This is a genomic window from Exiguobacterium sp. RIT341 (assembly GCF_000632205.1).
GTDB lineage: Bacteria > Bacillota > Bacilli > Exiguobacteriales > Exiguobacteriaceae > Exiguobacterium_A.
In genome coordinates, this window is record NZ_JFYW01000009.1 from 141273 (window position 1) to 157656 (window position 16384).

Genomic DNA, 16384 nt, shown 5'->3' on the forward strand with positions numbered 1-16384 from the left:
AGCCCTATCCATTTCTTAAGTTCTTCTTTAGTTATACTTTTCTGATCAAAAGAGATCATCATCGATGATTTAAAGTCACTTAGACCGGATGACATGTATACGCAATCGTTTAATAAAACATCCTTTTCCCACATCGAGAAAAAGGGTTTCCTCCATCCGTTCGAGAAGGGGTATAACGTACATCCGAACGCTCATCTGATAGGAGGAATTTCCATGTTGCATCGCCGGAAGACCTATACGATTCGTCCCGAACGCCTAGAAGAATTCACTGAGTTTTTTCATACCTACCTGTATCCGCTTCAAGTCAGTCATGGTGCCCGTCTCGTTGGTCGCTGGGTGACGGAAGCAGAAGATGAAGTTATCGCTATCTGGGAATACCGCGACCGTGAACATTACGAACAAGTCGATCGTGATGTCCGAAACAGTGCCTTACGCCGTGAAGCAATGAAAAAACGTGCCCGACTCGGCAAAAATCTTTATATCAAGTCGTATGAAGACTTCATGACGGCGACCGGTACGTACGCTCCTCCTCGTGCCATCGTCAGTGTGACCGCGTACATCACAAACGATGCCGGTGAAGTCCTGCTCGTTCGCAACCTCCACCGGGGTGATACGTATGAGATGCCGGGTGGACAAGTCGAAAATCATGAGTCGATTCTTGGCGCGATCAAACGAGAAGTCAAAGAAGAAACCGGGATTGATGTCACAATCGATGGAATTACCGGTATCTATCAAAACGTCTCGAGTCACGTCCTGTGCGTCTGCTTCCGCGGAAAAGCGGTTGGCGGTGAACTTGCGACACAAGAAGGTGAAACAACAGATGTCGGCTTCTTCCCGCTGACACGTGACTCGCTGAGTGAATACATCAAACGGGATCATTTCCAGTTGCGGACGCTCGATGCCATGGATCCGCACTACTTCCCGCATGCCTTATATAAAGTCAGACCGTATGAGCTGATCAGCCGGTATGACGGTAATGCAACGTCATCTTCACGATAAAACAAAAAATCCCCTTGCAGATTTTTCTCTGCAAAGGGATTTTTTCAGTTATGTTGTCAATCGAGCAGTGATTCCAGCATCATCGGTGACATAGACAGCATCTGCTTGATCCGTAACGGTATAAGCAGAAGACTTCAACGTCTCGATTGCTGCTCGGAGCGTCGCTTGATCCGGATAACGCAGCGTCCAGTAGACAAGTCCGACCGCATCTTCCGGATTCGTCGGTGCGTCAACTCCCGACCAGACGTTCAGACCGATGTGATGATGGTAACCGCCAGCAGCGACAAACAACGCACGCATTCGCGAAGCGTCAGCCGCAACCTCAAAGCCAAGCGTATCGACATAAAATGTCCGCGCTGCTTCCAGTGTCTTGACGTGGAAATGGACATGTCCCATGACGGTCTCGGCCGGCATACCATACCAGTCTTCTTCTCCAGCTTCGACGAGCATACTTTGCCAATCGACAGGATCGGTCGTCATCTTAACATCTCCATTTGCTTCATACGTCCATGTCTCACGTGGACGATCGGCATAAATCTCGATCCCGTTCCCATCCGGATCCGATAGATAAAAGGCTTCACTGACAAGATGGTCACCTTGACCAATCTCAATCCCTTGTTCGATCAAATTGCGGATGACGAAACCGAGTTCTTTTCGGTTCGGTAGCAAAATCGCAAAATGGTATAACCCGGCAACCGAGTTCGGTGGGAAACGGCGGGCATTCGGATGAACTTCGAGCTCAACGAGTGGTGTACCTTGTGCGCCAAGAACCGTTAGCTGATCCGTTTGTGTCAGTATACGTAATCCGAGGGATGCTGTATAAAATGAAACGGAACGGTCAAGATCGGTGACGCGTAAACGAACGGGACCGAGTGTAATCTGTGGGTGAATCGACATGTTGTTTCCTCCTTCAATGAAATAGCTTGTACCTCTATTATTACGCGGAAGTGATGGAAGCGGAAGTAGGCACGAATAAGTGGTATAGTATCCTAAACGATACCATGAAGGAGGAAGACCGATGGAAGAGACACCAAGCTGTCGAGTCGAGACCGCACTCGAAATCTTGACCGGAAAATGGAAACCGTCGATTTTACTCGTCTTGATCACACACGGAACGCTCCGCTTCAGTGAATTGAAACGACAATTGCCGAACATTACGCAAAAGATGCTGACAGCTCAATTGCGCGAGCTCGAACTAAACGATATCGTGCATCGCGAGATTTACCAAGAAGTCCCGCCACGCGTTGAGTATTCGCTGACGGATTACGGTCGGACACTTATCCCGGTTCTTGACGCCATCAATGCATGGGGCGAACAGCACGTCATTCATCTTGAAAATAAAGAAAAAGTAGCTTCTGCCTCCCAATGAGAAATCCATTTCGATGTGATTTCTCATTTTTGTATGGAATAAACTGTCTATTCCCCCGTATACTAACCTAATAGACTTCTGTTTTCGGAAAGGAATGAGTCCTCATGCATCAACTCCATGCAATCGAGCAACTCGTTGCTCGGCTCAAACAAGATCCTGCAGTCGAAGCCATCTTCTTGAAAGGATCCTTCGGACGAGGAGAAGAAGACGTTCATTCAGACATCGATCTGTACTGTCTCGTCTCGAAAGAACGCCAAACGAAATTTTTATCACGTCGACTGTCCCACCTCTCTGTTTATCGCCCCATCATCTGGAAAGATGAGATCGACATCATCGCACCACAGATGATCGTCGTCTATGATGATTTGTTACATATCGATTTATTCACGGTGACGCTTGATTCGCTAAACCATAAGGATCAATTACGTGTCCTGTACGATCCAAAACAGCAATTGACGGACTTTACGGATACTTGCGACTTGACGCTTTCCGCACAAGAAGCGACCGATGAAGCGATTGATGCCGTCTGGTTTTTATTCCAATACAAAAAAGCAGCGGCACGGGGAAACGACTTATGGGCAGTCGAGATGCTCCGGAGCGCCTTGATCAAGTTCGCGAAAGTCTTGCTTCATCACCATACTCCAGATCGGGCGCAGCTCGGATTAAAGACGATTCCGACGACATTGCCTGACGGTCCACGACTTTCTCTTGAATCAATCTATGAAGTCTTGACACCCGCAACGCATGCTGAAGCGGCTCAACGTTATCTGGCATGTCTAGAGACTGAACGGAAGACACTCGATCGGACGCTCGTCACGCATCCCGAAACACTCGACTTACTCGATCGATTAACGCATGAACTATCGATGCAACAAGTAAAACGATAACAACAAAGGAGTAGCAGGCATTTGCCTGCTACTCCTTTGTCTGCTCACCTATCATCGTGTCAATTGAATCTCTTTTGATTGTCCACCTGCCCAGCCAAAACCGGATGAGACTTCAAGCTTCGGATTTTTGACCTGTTTCGGTAATTCAAAGACGATGTTGCCGGTTTTTTCGATATTCGGGTTGATCGTCTCTAGGAAGAAGCCCATGCCGTCTTCATTCGCATAGAGATCGAGTTCCGTATCGGCTGAATACTCGGTATCGCCGACATTGACTTTAAACATGTTGCTATCAACGAACCGTTCTTCCTTGTCTCCATTTAGAATCGTCAGACCGATGACCAAGAATTGTCCTGACGTTTTCTTTTCGCCGAGGACGTTCGACAACGTATCGACCATCTTGACGTCATTGGCGACATACGTCAATTTCCCGACCTTTACCTGATCCTTGATGCCATAGGTTTTCTTGACCGGCTTCGCCGCTGCTTTTGCTTTCACTGGTTTTGCTTCTGATTTGACTGCTTCTTGTTCGACCTCTACTTTTTTCTCTGGTGCCACTTGTTCTTCATCATCTCCTAAATTTCCAAGGATGACTGCTCCGATTACGATGATTCCTGCCCACTTCAATCCTTTTTTCATGTTACTTCCTCCTTTTAATGTGGCTGACTCACGTCTGATAGCCCTAGTATAGGAAGAAGCAACCCCTTATCCTTTACACTTTTTTAACCAGGTTATTTTTTGTTTATGGTTTGATAAAAAGATTGACAAAAATAAAAGAGAACGCTGATTTCAGCGCCCTCCTCTTCTTATTCTCCTTTGACCCGGATGACGATTTTGCCTTTTGCATGTCCCTCTTCGCCATAATCATGCGCTTCCTTGATTTGGTCGAGATCAAAGATCCGGTCGACGACGGGTTGTAGCTCGCCACGTTCGACGGCTTTAGCGATATGTTGCAAACGCTCACCGGTCGGTTGCATGAAGACATACGCAGAACGCGCATTATGTTGCTTCGCTTGCTCCTCATCGGGTGGTGTTGAAATCGAGACGAGCATGCCGTTCGGCTTCAGCATCTGATACAGTTCCCCTTGCTTGTCGCCGCCCATCGTGTCAAAGACAAAATCGACGTCGCGAATACGATCCGCCGGATTTTCCTGTTTGTAGTCGATGACTTCGTCGGCTCCAAGTGCTTTTACCCAGTCGACATTTTTCGTACTTGTTGACGTGATAACGTACAAACCGTTCGCTTTCGCAAGTTGAATTGCGACCGTTCCGACGCCCCCTGATCCGGCACCAATGAAGATTCGGTCACCCGGCTTCGCATCCATCACTTCGAACATGACTTGCCACGCTGTATGCGAGACGAGTGGAAGCGACGCTGCTTCTGCGAAACTGAGCGATTCTGGTTTTTTCACAACTAAATGCGCATCGACTGCGACATACTCCGCATACGTTCCTTGACGAGCGATTTCCGGACGGCTGAAGACGGCGTCCCCGACTTGAAGATCCGAGACATTCGCTCCGACTTCCTGAATCACACCAGCAACGTCCCAACCGATGACGAGCGGCATTTCGTAGCTCAACATCTGACGCAAGTAGCCTTCGCGTAGTTTCCAATCGACCGGATTCACACTCGCGGCATAGACTTCGATTAACACATCATCTGGTCCGATGACCGGCTTTTCCAGTTCTCCGACCTTGAATTGTTCCGATCCACCATACTGTTCAATGTAAGCTGCCTTCATCCGTTGACTCCTCCTTCAATATTCGTTCCCTATCTTCTTCCCCGTCCGTTCCACCGACAAACAGTCTGAAGATACACAACAGCTCCCCATCAATCGATGAGGAGCTGTTTCGTTAACGATTCGTTTGCTGAAGGGTAGACGCCGTCTCGTTCAAAGCATGAATCGCCTGTTGCAGTTCCATGACCTGTCCGACTTGGTGACGTGTCAGACCGGATAACGATTCACTTTGCGCGAGCAAGCCGTTCATGAACGTATCAAGTTGACCAGTTGCTGTCGTGATAGCAGTAAGACTGCTCGTCATCGTCGCGAATTGGATCTGCGCCGACTGGATCGAACCGACGACTTCGGTCGCATCCGTTTCAATCGTTTGCAGCGCCAACTGACTCTCTGCCATCCGTTCTTCCTGCTCACGTAACAAGGTCGTACTGGCATGAATCGAGTTGCCGGTTTGTGTGACGTCCTGATCAACACGTTCGATAATCGCATTGATTTCTTTTGACGCTTCTGCCGTCTGTGCTGACAGGTTGCGAATTTCTTGCGCAACGACCGTGAAGCCTTTTCCGAACTCACCCGCGCGAGCTGCTTCAATGGAAGCATTGAGACTGAGCAAGTTTGTCTGAGCCGCAATCGCATTGATGCTCGACGTGATCGCGACGATTTCCTGGAAACGCCCAGCGAGCTGTCCGAATGACGTGACCGATTCATCCATGCTTGTCGTCAATTGTTGCAGCGATTGTCCGGCAAGACCGATCGTCTGCCTGCTTTGTTCAGCTGTTGTCCGCGATGACGAACTCCGCTCGAGCGCACGGTCGACTGATACCGTTACCTCTTGCATCCGGTTAACTTGTTGTTCGTTCAGTTGACGGATTTCACGAATCGCTTGGACGCTGCCTGCCGCTTCACTTGCCAGCTGTTGCATCGCTAGATCGACCTGACTGAAGGAATCCTTCGCCGCGTCGACCGTCTCACTCATCTCTTCTGTGAACGTCGTCACTTCCGTTGCCGTTGCTGCCGTTTGCTCAAGGGCGACTTGCGATGTTGCCGCGTAAGCTTCCGACCGTTCCTGTTCTTGGCGGACTGCCAGCATGACGTTCCGTCCGAAGACGGCAACGAAGACAGCCGCTGAGAAGATCATCAAGTAGATGACATATGCGACGATCAAGTCAAATGTGTTCGTAAAAACAATCGTACCGTTGGCTGTGAATAACGCCATTTCAAGTAGTCCGAAGATCCCAGCCAGAACGACGAGACGCGGAATCAAATAGACGATCGAAATCGTCAAATAAAGATAAGCAATCGTCCAGATACTTAGGGACGGTAATGTCGTCAAAACCAAGGCGAGGACGAGATACGTTAATGTCACTTGAACATATTTCCCACTCGGACGATGTCCGAGGAGGCGGTTGCCGACCAGCAACGCGACCGTCAAGATCAGACCACCGACTAAAAACTGATAGAACACACTGATGGGAACGTAATTCATTTGGGCAAATACGAAAATCAACGGATGCGCAATTGTAATCAACGTTGCAATCAGACGGGATAAAATCTTTGTACTTTGTTGCTCGAGGGCAGATACCATCTTGTTCAAACTCCTTCATCATAGTAAAGTCATACAATTGTTCATCGGCAGAAAGAATTCAATCGTTAAGTCCCTCGGATGACTTTTTTTCTTGACGCTTTCTTGAGAGCGGGAGTACGTTTAACGTAGACTTTTTTCAGAAAAGAGGATTCCTATGCTCTATGTACTCGTAGGTCTCGCAGGTGTTCTCGGTGCCTCTGCACGTTATGGACTTGGACTGCTGATTGGCGACTTTACGACCGGTCCGTTTCCGTGGCCGACGCTTGCGATCAACTTGATCGGTAGCTTTCTGCTCGGCTATGCGACACACTTCCTATTTCGAACGAAACTCTTGCATCAATATGCGATTACAGCTATTGGAACGGGCTTCATCGGCTCATTCACGACATTTTCGACATTCAGCGTCGAGACTGTGACCTTATTTAACGAACGTCATTTAGCGGATGCGTTCCTCTACGTACTCGTCAGTCTATTCGGCGGTCTATTCCTGTCTTATGTCGGTTACGCGCTCGGAACACGACGACTGCGTCACGTGACGAAAGGACGTGAGTGAATGGAATTACTCGCCCTTGCCATCGGTGCTTTTTGTGGAGCCATCAGTCGTTTTGCTGTCAGTCAATGGATGAAGACGTTCTGGAAACATGAATTTCCACTAGCAACATTCCTGATTAATGTATTTGGCTCGTTTTTACTCGGACTCGTCATCGGATCGCATCTCGATACGACCTGGACGTTACTGCTTGGTACTGGCTTTCTCGGATCGTTTACGACGTTCTCGACGTTCAAGATTGAAACGTTACAGCTCTTACAAGATGGAAACCGTAAAGTACTCGCCTTCTACTTGATATGCAGTTATGGATTCGGAATCCTCGCTGCCTTTTTCGGTATCACCTTGACCGCTTGATTAAAAAAAAGAGGCGATGGAAAAATCCATCGCCTCTTACATGTAATTTTAATCATTCATCCAGAACAGACCGACCGTCTCTGCTCCGGCATGTGTCCCAATTGCCGGTCCGAACGTGCCTTCAAGAATTGTCAGATCCGGGAATTTCGCTGCGACCTGTTGGCGCAGTTCTGCTGCCATTTCGGGTGCCATCGTCGTCGCAACATATATCCGGTTCTTATAGAACGTGTGTTGACGCATCGACTCATCGATTTGTTTGACCATCTCGATGTAGGCTTTCTTAAGAGAACGCGCTTTTTTGAATGGTACGACTTTTCCCGCTTCATCCGTCGTGATGATCGGTTTGATGCTGAGTAAGTTCGCAAGGAACAGGTCTCCTGACGAGACACGTCCACCGCGACGCATCGTCTCCATATTACCGACAATCATATAAAAATGGGTCTTTTTCGTCAATGCTTGTAACGCCGCAACGATTTCTTCGACCGATTTCCCCTGTGCCTCAAGTTCCATTCCGTAACGAATGAATTCCTGTTGGTTTTCGAACGCGGTATGGGAATCGATGATATGAACCGGGAAGCTTGCCGCTTCCGCTGCTGATGCTGAGCTTTGAACGGTACTTGATAAGCCATTCGTACAATGTACTGCAATCGCGCAGTCATATCCTTCTTCTTTTAGCCGTTCGTATGTCCCGACGAACTCACCAAAGATCGGTTGTGAAGTTTTTGCAATCAGCTTTTTGTCCGCATCCAGGGCACGAAACAGACGCTCGACCGTAATGGCATTCTCTTGATACGCCGTATCACCAAGTAAAATTTGAATCGGCACGACATTGACGCCAATCGCTTCCGCCTCTTCTTTCGTGAAATAGGCCATACTATCGGTCACCCATGCAATTTTAGTCATTTTCCTTAGCCTCCGTTAGATTCTTCTCGCTCTATCCTACCATATACAGGAGTGGAAATCGCAAGATACCTCATGACATCATCTGAAAATGAAACGATGTACGCTTATGATAGTGCTCACCGGCACGCAAGACAACGGAAGGGAAATCTGGTTGATTGATCGCATCCGGTAGCCCTTGTGTCTCAAAACAGATGCCCAGGTACGGCGTTGCCCGTCTTCCACAAATCGTGAACTCGCCTGACAAGTGATTGGCCGTGTAGACGACGACCCCCGGTTGGTCGGTTACGACCCGTAACCGCCGCCCGCTGATTGGTTCGTCAAGAACGATCTCCCCACCTTCTCTAAGCAGGAAGGGATGATCCACCCCGCTACCCGCTTGACGAAGTTGTTCGTCTGGTGCGTGTGTGACTTCATGTAGAAAACGGGCATCGAGAAAATCAAAAACGGTGTCTGTTACCGGGAGAATGTCACCGGTCGGTACGGCATCTTTCGTCAACGGAATATAAAAAGGGGCGTCCATTCGCAGGACGTGCTGTTCGATTGTCGTCTTCGCCTCACCCGTCAAATTGAAGTACGTATGATTCGTCGGACTGAACGGTGTCGAGGCCGTCGTCTCCGCTTCATAATGAACATGCAGGACGTTCTCGTCTGTCCATTCGAAGGTCAACTCAAACGATAAGTGACCTGGGTAGCCGTTCTCTCCATTCGGACTATCTAATCGTAGGACAAGTCGGTCATCGTTGATTTCGTGCGTGAACATCCGGTTCGCCCAATTCTCGCTTCCCCCGTGAAGATGATGCTCGCCTTCATTTTGTTCAAGTACATACGTCATTCCTTCGAGCGCGAACGCTCCGTTCGCGATTCGTCCTCCGACACGTCCGATCGTTGCGCCTAAATGGTGTGGATCATCCTGGTATTCTGACAGGTCATCAAATGCGAGTACGACGTTTTCAATCATTCCTTGCTGATCTGGAACCCGTATCGCAAGAATTTTTGCGCCTCGGTTCAAGATATCGACACTATGTCCATGAACATTCTCTAACGTGAACCGCAACAAGTACTGATCTCCTAGTTGACCCACTTCTGTTGTCGTAATCATCATCTGCTTCCTCCTGTACAATACGTTTTGCTGTTTTCCTATTTACCCTTGAAGCAACACAAAAAAACAACAGTAGCAAAGTGCCACTGTCGTCAAGGCGATGGAAAAGGTAGCCGGACTTCGATTCGTGTTCCTTGATGGATAATGGAATAGACGCGTAGTGACGCAGCCGGACCATATGTCACATCCAGTGCGCGTCGAATCAAGAACAGATTCGAATCACCTGATTCTTTTTGATCCAGTTGTTGCATCACAGCAAGCGGCATTCCTTGCCCATTGTCTGCGACTTCGATAACCCAACCCGTCGTCGACTTAAAGGCGCGGACATCAATCCGGTGATGCCGTCCTGCCCTTACGAACGCATGACGTAGTGCATTATCGACAAGCTGTGTCACGAGGAACGGGAAAACGAAGTATTCCTCAACGGAAGTCTCGATGTCGAGATCGACCGTGATATCAGCGGATGTCAATTGATTCGGACGGCGGCGTGTACCTTCGAGCGATAGATAAGCTTTTAGCGTCGCTAGTTCCTCACGCAGTGGATGTTCATCGTGCCGCGTCGCTGTCGTCAAAAGTTGAAGCAACGCATTCAATTGATGTTTTACAGGAGTTCCGGGATCGGCTGTCCGCTGAATTTCTTCGATGATGCCTTTGAGATAACTGACGTGTAACATAGGTTTCATCTTTCTACCGCTTAATCGGAGCAACTGCTCTTCTCGGTGCATGTATAACTCTCGTGCTAATAAACGGACAAGTTGTTCCGTCATTCGCTCGACCGTATCGTCAAATAGATCTTTCGAGAAATAACAGATGACACCCGCCTTTTGACCGTTGATGCGTATTGGATGAAAGCTTAGAATCTGTCCCGTCAGTTCATCTTCCTGTCGGACGGGTTCTTCTGCCTCAATCCATTGTTGTTCCTCACGTCTCGGTTGTTCGCCACAGACAGCAGGTTGCTGTTCCGTCATATCAATGACGACTTCCGTCGCTCCGAGTAAGACGACACGTTGCATTTTCGTCTCCTTTAATAATGTCGCTCCGATTTGTCGGGCGACTTCTGACGTCAACCCCTGCTTTCGTAAGGGTTGCAACGCTTGTAATAACCGATCAGAACGCTCCGTTTGTCGGACGAAGAGATCACCTTCGAGTCGAAGTTGCGTTCGTAAAATCATGATAAACAGTACCACACCACATGTGTTCGCGAACAATAGCGGAAACACCGCATGACTGATTAAATCAAGCGCCTGCGTCGTGTCTGGAGCCAGCAACAACGTGATTCCACTTTCAAAGAACAATGCGGCTAAGACGATGCCGACTGGTGGAATCAAGGCATAGTCATCCCGTAAGCGCCAACGTTTCCGGTACCATCCACTCACGAGTCCAGCTATCATCGCAATGATCCAACCTGCTTCTGCTCCTAGAGAACCGAGTAAATAGCGGTGCAACCCGACTAGACATCCTGTGATCCCACCGACGATTGGTCCACCGATCAGACCGCTCGTCACGATGACTGCTAAACGTGTATCAAGTAATAAAGCATCCTTTTTGACGGATAACCCGAGTAACGGATCGATCGTTGTATCATTCGAAAGCACGATTCCCGCATAGTTCATTAAAATACCAGATGATACGAATGCTAAAAGAAGTGGTACATTCATCCCGCGGTCCATCTTGAATATGTATCGAGAAATGCGCCACTGGGACAATAGAAAGGCTAACAGTGCTAACATACCTAAACGACTCAGTAAGAATGGAATCTGATCAAGCACGGAATACCTCCTCGTTTCATAGGACGCGAATCGACAATACGGTAGTTGTAGATTACATTCCCGCTCACTCCATCATTCTCCTATCATGACCGCTGAAAGTTCACACAATCCGCAAGTTCTTAATTTTTTGACTGATGTGATATAAAAAAATCGGCTCCTCGATGAGGAACCGACCATCTTATCCTTCTGCTTCTACTTGTTCAGCTGGATGCAACCAAATCTTGACGCGATTGATTTGATAGTTCTCCATCTCCATTACTTCAACCGAAAAGTCTGGTGTATCGATGTGCTCACCGGGTTGAAGATCAATGTTGTGCATCTGAATCCAGCCGCCGATCGTATCCACGTCCTCGACGTTCGTAAATCGAATGTTGAAACGTTCTTCTAAATCCACGAGTAATACAGTACCGTCCAGTAAAAATTCGTCAGATTTGATTTGTTCGATTTCTTCGACTTCATCTGCATCGAATTCATCACGGATTTCGCCGACGATTTCTTCGAGTAAGTCTTCCATCGAGACGAGTCCTGCTGTTCCACCATATTCATCGACGACGAGTACGAGGTGTGTCCGGGTCCGTTTCATCTTCCGCAATGTGTCCTGAAGTGATGTTACTTCAGAAACGACCGGTAGTTCCTTGACGTAATGTGTCACCGGATGTTCGTTCCCGTTCGCAAAATCCGTCAAGACTTCCTTGACGTTGACGTATCCAAGAATCCGGTCTTTATCGTTCTCTTCTGTGACCGGATAACGCGTATACGGATTATCCATGAAGATTTCCATCAGTTCATTCTTCGTCAAACGTTCCGAGATCGTCTCCATCCGCATTCGTGGAACCATTAAGTCTTTGACAATATGCTCGTCAAAGGCGAAGACGTTCTGCATGAGAGCAAGTTCCGTCTGATTGATTTCACCACTTTGGAAACTTTGCGCCATGATGATTTTCAATTCATCTTCTGAGTGGGCTTGTTCATGTCCTGCTGGTTTGACACCGAACAGACCAAGGAACATGCGTGCTGAACCGTTGAGTAACCAGATGAACGGATACATGATCTTCCCGAACACATACAGCGGACGAGCAAATAACAATGTCATGCGTTCTGCATACTGAATCGCGAGTGTCTTCGGAGCAAGTTCGCCGATGACGACGTGTAAGAACGTTACGGATACAAATGCGATACCAAACGACAAGAGTGTTGAAACAGCAGCAGAGATCCCGAAGTCATCGAAGACCGGATGCAAGATCTTTTCGACTGTCGGTTCTCCAAGTGCCCCAAGACCGAGTGCCGTGACGGTAATACCGAGCTGACAGGCAGACAAGTAATAATCAAGATCACCGGCGATTTTTTTCGCAAGGACCGCACTTTTATTGCCTTCCTGGATCATCTGATCCAAACGCGACATCCGCACTTTGACGACAGCGAATTCCGATCCGACGAAGAACGCCGTCAACACAATCAACAACACCACTAAAAATAAATTGATGAATAATATAGTATCCAAAATCCCCTAAACAGGGGTCACCTCCATTGTTTTGTATTAAAGCTGTGCAATCAGAGAAGCAATCAATGTCAGACGCCGGGACAGTTCTAAGCGAATCGCTTGTTTTTCGACTTCCGTCGACTGCAACAAACGTTGCTCGAGTCCTTCAACCGTCGTCTGTAATTGTTGTACTTCCTGATAAATCGTCTCTCCTGTTTTTTGTTCTCGTTCCGTAAAAGAAGCAAGAATCTCTTGCAGGGAAAGCCGTTGAGACTTCAAATATTCAATCTTTTCGATTTGATGAATGACCGATTCGTCATACAAACGGTAGCCCGATGCAGTACGCTCTGATGTTAAGAGACCGAGTGATGTGTAGTAATCAATCGTTCGTTTTGATAAGCCGGTGGTCTCCGCGACCTGACCGATTCGAAGTAACGCCTTCCCAAAAGATTCTCACCTCCTTGCCATAGTTAGTCCTTTTATTTTATCATGTCAAAACCGTACAGTAAAACGTCATGCTTTTAATAAAAAAACGATTACTCCCGTTGATACGAGAATAATCGTTTATACACTTCTAATTTTAAACTGTGGCAATTGGCTCTTCGACCGCTATACCAACGATCGAGCGTTCTAATAATTCGACGACATCATACGTGGCGACCGCTTCATCCACTTCCTTCGCCTTCGTACCGTCACTAAGCATCGTCAAACAGTACGGACATGCTGACCCGATGACGGATGGTTGGACGGTCAACAATTGTTCCGTCCGCGCGACGTTGACACGTGCACCAACTTTTTCTTCTTGCCACATCATACCGCCACCAGCACCACAACACATGCCTTTTTCACGGTTACGTTCTGTCTCGACGAGAGTGATGCCTGGAATCTTCTCGAGAATATAACGCGGTGCGTCGTAAATATCATTGTATCGACCGAGGTAACACGAATCGTGATAGACGACCCGCTCCTTAACTTCATGTAACGGTGTAATGCGTTTCTCATCAATCAGACGAGCGAGCAATTCGGTATGGTGATAGACTTCGACATCCAGACTGAGTCCGAAGTCTGGGTACTCATTTTTGAATGTATTGTAGGCATGCGGATCAATCGTGACGATCTTTTTGACGCCATACTTCTCAAATGATTTGATGTTTGCTTCCGCGAGTTCTTGGAACAAGACTTCGTTACCGATTCGACGTGGTGTATCGCCCGAGTTCTTCTCATCGTTTCCGAGAATCGCAAACGAGATATTTGCCTCGTTCAGAATACGCGCAAACGCCATAGCGATTTTTTGACTCCGGTTATCGTACGATCCCATCGCACCGACCCAGAACAGGTACTCGAACTCTTCGCCTGCTTTCTTCTTTTCTTTCGCTGTCGGAACGACGAGTTCATCACGGTTTTTCCGCCAGTTTTCGCGCTCTTTTCGGTTCATCCCCCACGGATTACCTTGACGTTCGATGTTTGCCATCGTCCGTTGCATTTCCGGATCCATCTTGCCTTCCATCATGACGAGATGGCGACGGAGGTCGATGATTTTATCAACATGTTCGTTCATGACCGGACACTGATCCTCACAGTTTCGGCACGTCGTACACGCCCAAATTTCTTCTTCCGTAATGACGTTCCCAATCAATGAATCCGGGACGATATCCATCTGTCCGGCTGCTGCGAGCGAGGCAATCTGATTTCCTTGCGATCCTTCGAACGCAAAAGCAGGTGCCCATGGTGAACGTTGTGTGATGGCTGCCGTTTTCATATTAAGATGGTCCCGTAATTTAACGATCAAATCCATCGGTGACAACATCTTCCCAGTTCCGCTTGCTGGGCACATGTTCGTACAGCGACCGCACTCGACGCAGGCATATAGATCAACGAGTTGCTTTTGATTGAAATCTTCAATCCGATTGACCCCGAAGCTGAATTCCGCTTCGTCGTCTTCTGCTTCTTCCATGACGGATAGATCAATCGGTGCCAAACGACCAACTTTCGATGTCCGCCCGAGCCAGACGTTTGCTGTACCGGCAATCAAGTGCGCATGCTTACCTTGTGGGATGTAGACCATGAAGCTAAGTAAGAACAAAAGATGCGCCCACCAGAAGAAGACGAATAATCCGAAAGCGACCGATTCCGGTACCCAGCCGAATAAGAACGCAATGCTTGAAGCGACGGGTTCACCGAGCGTCGAGTGGTTCTCATAGACAAGGAAGAATCCGTTTCCGAAGAGGACGGCAACCATCAAGCCACCGATGAAGATCAAGGCAAGACCTGCTAAGAAATTTCGCTTCAGACGGACGAGCTTCTCGACATACCGGCGATAAAAACCCCAGACGACGGCAATCAAGATGACGAGCATGACGATCTCTTGAAAGAATGTAAAAAATGGATAAAGTGGACCGAGCGGGACATGCGGAAAACGCTGACCGACGGCAAGTCCTTTCCAGATAAAATCAATCGCTCCGAATTGAACGAGTAAGAATCCATAGAACATCATGACGTGGATGGCGCCACTTTTCTTATCTTTTAATAGTTTCTTTTGACCAAAGACGTTAACTAAAACTGCGTCTAGTCGTTCTTTATTCGTCAGCGTCCATTCCGCCTTTTTCCCCCGTTTAATGGCGGCATAACGACTTTTGACGAGTGATGTGAACAGATAGCCTGCATAACCGATGACGAGTAGGAAGGCAATCCAGTTGATGATTAAAAACGTATTCATGTTCGAACAAACCCCTTTCCCCCTAAAGCAGTTGTGTTGAAATGAGTATAGCATATAATGAATGACTATTCATTCATAAATTTTTAAATAAATTTCTTACTTATTCATTGACTTAATCTGTCAAAAAAATAAAACACATCCATAAAAAGTAAGTTATCTTATATATGGTCATTTTATTTATATACATATCAGGAGGTTTTCATTATGCAAGGTATTCTTCAACATCCAAGCGGTCTCGTCAAAGAAGTCAAAGTAGGCTTTTCTTGGACAACATTCTTTTTCGGCTTTTTCCCAGCTTTTTTCCGAGGCGATTTTAAATGGGGATTGATTCAACTCGTTCTTGCACTTGTCGTCGGTACTGCTACGGTAGGCTTTGGAACAGGTCTCGTCAGTCTCGTATTTTCGTTCATCTATAATAAAATCTATATCAACGAGTTGATTGAAAAAGGATATCGTCCAATCGACACCTCCTTCCAACAAGCTTTGAAACAACGCGGAATCCATACACGTCTATTATCTGAAACATCTGCTCGTCAAGAAGCAGCATTCTAAGCAAAAGAACGGATACATTCCTTCATAAGGATGATCCGTTCTTTTTGCTTACCACTTCATCTCTTCAAACATATAATAACCTTTGTGTTGTTCTGTTAAGTATGTATATAACGGAAGACGGATATCCTCACTTGTGATGTATTCCGTTAGCTCCCTTTGATTGATCCACTTCGTCTCGCTAATTTCTTCATCAGGATCATTCGGATCGAGTACTCCGCTCACCTCGCAATCAAAATAAGTGACGAGACTGTGCGCTTGATAAGTTGGCATGAAGTTCTCCGTCAAGAAGGCAAACGACGATGATGTGACTGCCAAGCCAGTCTCTTCAGCAACCTCACGACGAAGTGCTTGCTCGAGTGTCTCCCCAGCTTCAATCTATCCACCG

17 protein-coding genes are annotated in these 16384 nt (G+C 47.4%); 6 read left to right on the forward strand and 11 right to left on the reverse strand.

Annotation, left to right across the window (positions count from 1 at the left end; translation table 11 throughout):
• The first annotated feature begins 213 nt into the window (after window positions 1-213).
• Window positions 214-999 carry an NUDIX domain-containing protein gene (locus tag BW42_RS16060; RefSeq protein ID WP_052019134.1) on the forward strand — a complete coding sequence of 262 codons (786 nt, stop codon included), beginning with the start codon at window positions 214-216 and terminating at the stop codon, window positions 997-999.
• A 48-nt stretch (window positions 1000-1047) separates the two neighbouring features.
• Here BW42_RS16060 and BW42_RS11670 read toward each other — a convergent pair whose 3' ends face one another.
• Entirely contained in the window at window positions 1048-1896 is an 849-nt protein-coding gene (locus tag BW42_RS11670) for a VOC family protein (protein WP_035411267.1), read from the reverse strand.
• Window positions 1897-2017: 121 nt separating this feature from the next.
• On the opposite strand from BW42_RS11670, the gene BW42_RS11675 reads away from it, so the two are divergent.
• Both BW42_RS11675 and BW42_RS11680 read left to right on the forward strand, forming a co-directional pair.
• Complete coding sequence (locus BW42_RS11675) at window positions 2018-2368, forward strand: helix-turn-helix domain-containing protein (protein ID WP_035411270.1); 351 nt, start codon at window positions 2018-2020, stop codon at window positions 2366-2368.
• 104 nt (window positions 2369-2472) lie between these two features.
• Window positions 2473-3255, forward strand: coding sequence for a nucleotidyltransferase domain-containing protein (locus BW42_RS11680; protein WP_035411273.1), 783 nt, complete (start codon window positions 2473-2475; stop codon window positions 3253-3255).
• A 51-nt stretch (window positions 3256-3306) separates the two neighbouring features.
• On the opposite strand, the gene BW42_RS11685 is transcribed toward BW42_RS11680, so the two are convergent.
• The 3 genes from BW42_RS11685 to BW42_RS11695 all read right to left on the reverse strand — a co-directional run bounded on the left by BW42_RS11685 (window position 3307) and on the right by BW42_RS11695 (window position 6576).
• On the reverse strand, window positions 3307-3891 hold the full coding sequence (locus BW42_RS11685; RefSeq protein ID WP_052019135.1) for a DUF4352 domain-containing protein: 585 nt from the start codon (window positions 3889-3891) through the stop codon (window positions 3307-3309).
• A 167-nt stretch (window positions 3892-4058) separates the two neighbouring features.
• A complete protein-coding gene (locus BW42_RS11690) occupies window positions 4059-4994 on the reverse strand; it encodes an NADP-dependent oxidoreductase (protein ID WP_035411275.1) in 936 nt (311 codons plus the stop codon).
• A 112-nt stretch (window positions 4995-5106) separates the two neighbouring features.
• Window positions 5107-6576: a methyl-accepting chemotaxis protein gene (locus BW42_RS11695; RefSeq protein WP_035411278.1), complete on the reverse strand. Its 1470-nt coding sequence runs from the start codon at window positions 6574-6576 to the stop codon at window positions 5107-5109.
• Between the two features lie 154 nt (window positions 6577-6730).
• Between BW42_RS11695 and crcB (BW42_RS11700) the strand changes: the two genes are divergently transcribed.
• Window positions 6731-7129 (forward strand): fluoride efflux transporter CrcB, encoded by a 399-nt coding sequence (gene crcB, locus BW42_RS11700; RefSeq protein ID WP_035411280.1) that lies wholly within the window; start codon window positions 6731-6733, stop codon window positions 7127-7129.
• The gene (crcB, locus tag BW42_RS11705) at window positions 7130-7480 is read left to right on the forward strand and encodes a fluoride efflux transporter CrcB (protein ID WP_035411282.1); all 351 of its coding nucleotides are present in this window, start codon (window positions 7130-7132) and stop codon (window positions 7478-7480) included.
• Between the two features lie 48 nt (window positions 7481-7528).
• Here crcB (BW42_RS11705) and BW42_RS11710 read toward each other — a convergent pair whose 3' ends face one another.
• The 6 genes from BW42_RS11710 to BW42_RS11735 all read right to left on the reverse strand — a co-directional run bounded on the left by BW42_RS11710 (window position 7529) and on the right by BW42_RS11735 (window position 15447).
• On the reverse strand, window positions 7529-8383 hold the full coding sequence (locus BW42_RS11710; RefSeq protein WP_035411284.1) for a DegV family protein: 855 nt from the start codon (window positions 8381-8383) through the stop codon (window positions 7529-7531).
• 70 nt (window positions 8384-8453) lie between these two features.
• Window positions 8454-9485: an aldose epimerase family protein gene (locus BW42_RS11715; RefSeq protein WP_035411287.1), complete on the reverse strand. Its 1032-nt coding sequence runs from the start codon at window positions 9483-9485 to the stop codon at window positions 8454-8456.
• An 89-nt stretch (window positions 9486-9574) separates the two neighbouring features.
• Window positions 9575-11251: a LytS/YhcK type 5TM receptor domain-containing protein gene (locus tag BW42_RS11720; RefSeq protein WP_035411291.1), complete on the reverse strand. Its 1677-nt coding sequence runs from the start codon at window positions 11249-11251 to the stop codon at window positions 9575-9577.
• A 178-nt stretch (window positions 11252-11429) separates the two neighbouring features.
• A complete protein-coding gene (locus BW42_RS11725; RefSeq protein WP_035411294.1) occupies window positions 11430-12752 on the reverse strand; it encodes a hemolysin family protein in 1323 nt (440 codons plus the stop codon).
• A gap of 36 nt (window positions 12753-12788) precedes the next feature.
• On the reverse strand, window positions 12789-13157 hold the full coding sequence (locus BW42_RS11730; protein WP_035411297.1) for a MerR family transcriptional regulator: 369 nt from the start codon (window positions 13155-13157) through the stop codon (window positions 12789-12791).
• A 154-nt stretch (window positions 13158-13311) separates the two neighbouring features.
• Window positions 13312-15447 (reverse strand): (Fe-S)-binding protein, encoded by a 2136-nt coding sequence (locus BW42_RS11735; RefSeq protein WP_035411299.1) that lies wholly within the window; start codon window positions 15445-15447, stop codon window positions 13312-13314.
• Between the two features lie 204 nt (window positions 15448-15651).
• Here BW42_RS11735 and BW42_RS11740 point away from each other — a divergent pair, with 204 nt between their 5' ends.
• Entirely contained in the window at window positions 15652-15999 is a 348-nt protein-coding gene (locus BW42_RS11740; RefSeq protein WP_035411302.1) for a hypothetical protein, read from the forward strand.
• A gap of 48 nt (window positions 16000-16047) precedes the next feature.
• On the opposite strand, the gene BW42_RS11745 is transcribed toward BW42_RS11740, so the two are convergent.
• The gene (locus BW42_RS11745; RefSeq protein WP_081780422.1) at window positions 16048-16374 is read right to left on the reverse strand and encodes an NUDIX domain-containing protein; all 327 of its coding nucleotides are present in this window, start codon (window positions 16372-16374) and stop codon (window positions 16048-16050) included.
• Window positions 16375-16384: the final 10 nt, after the last annotated feature.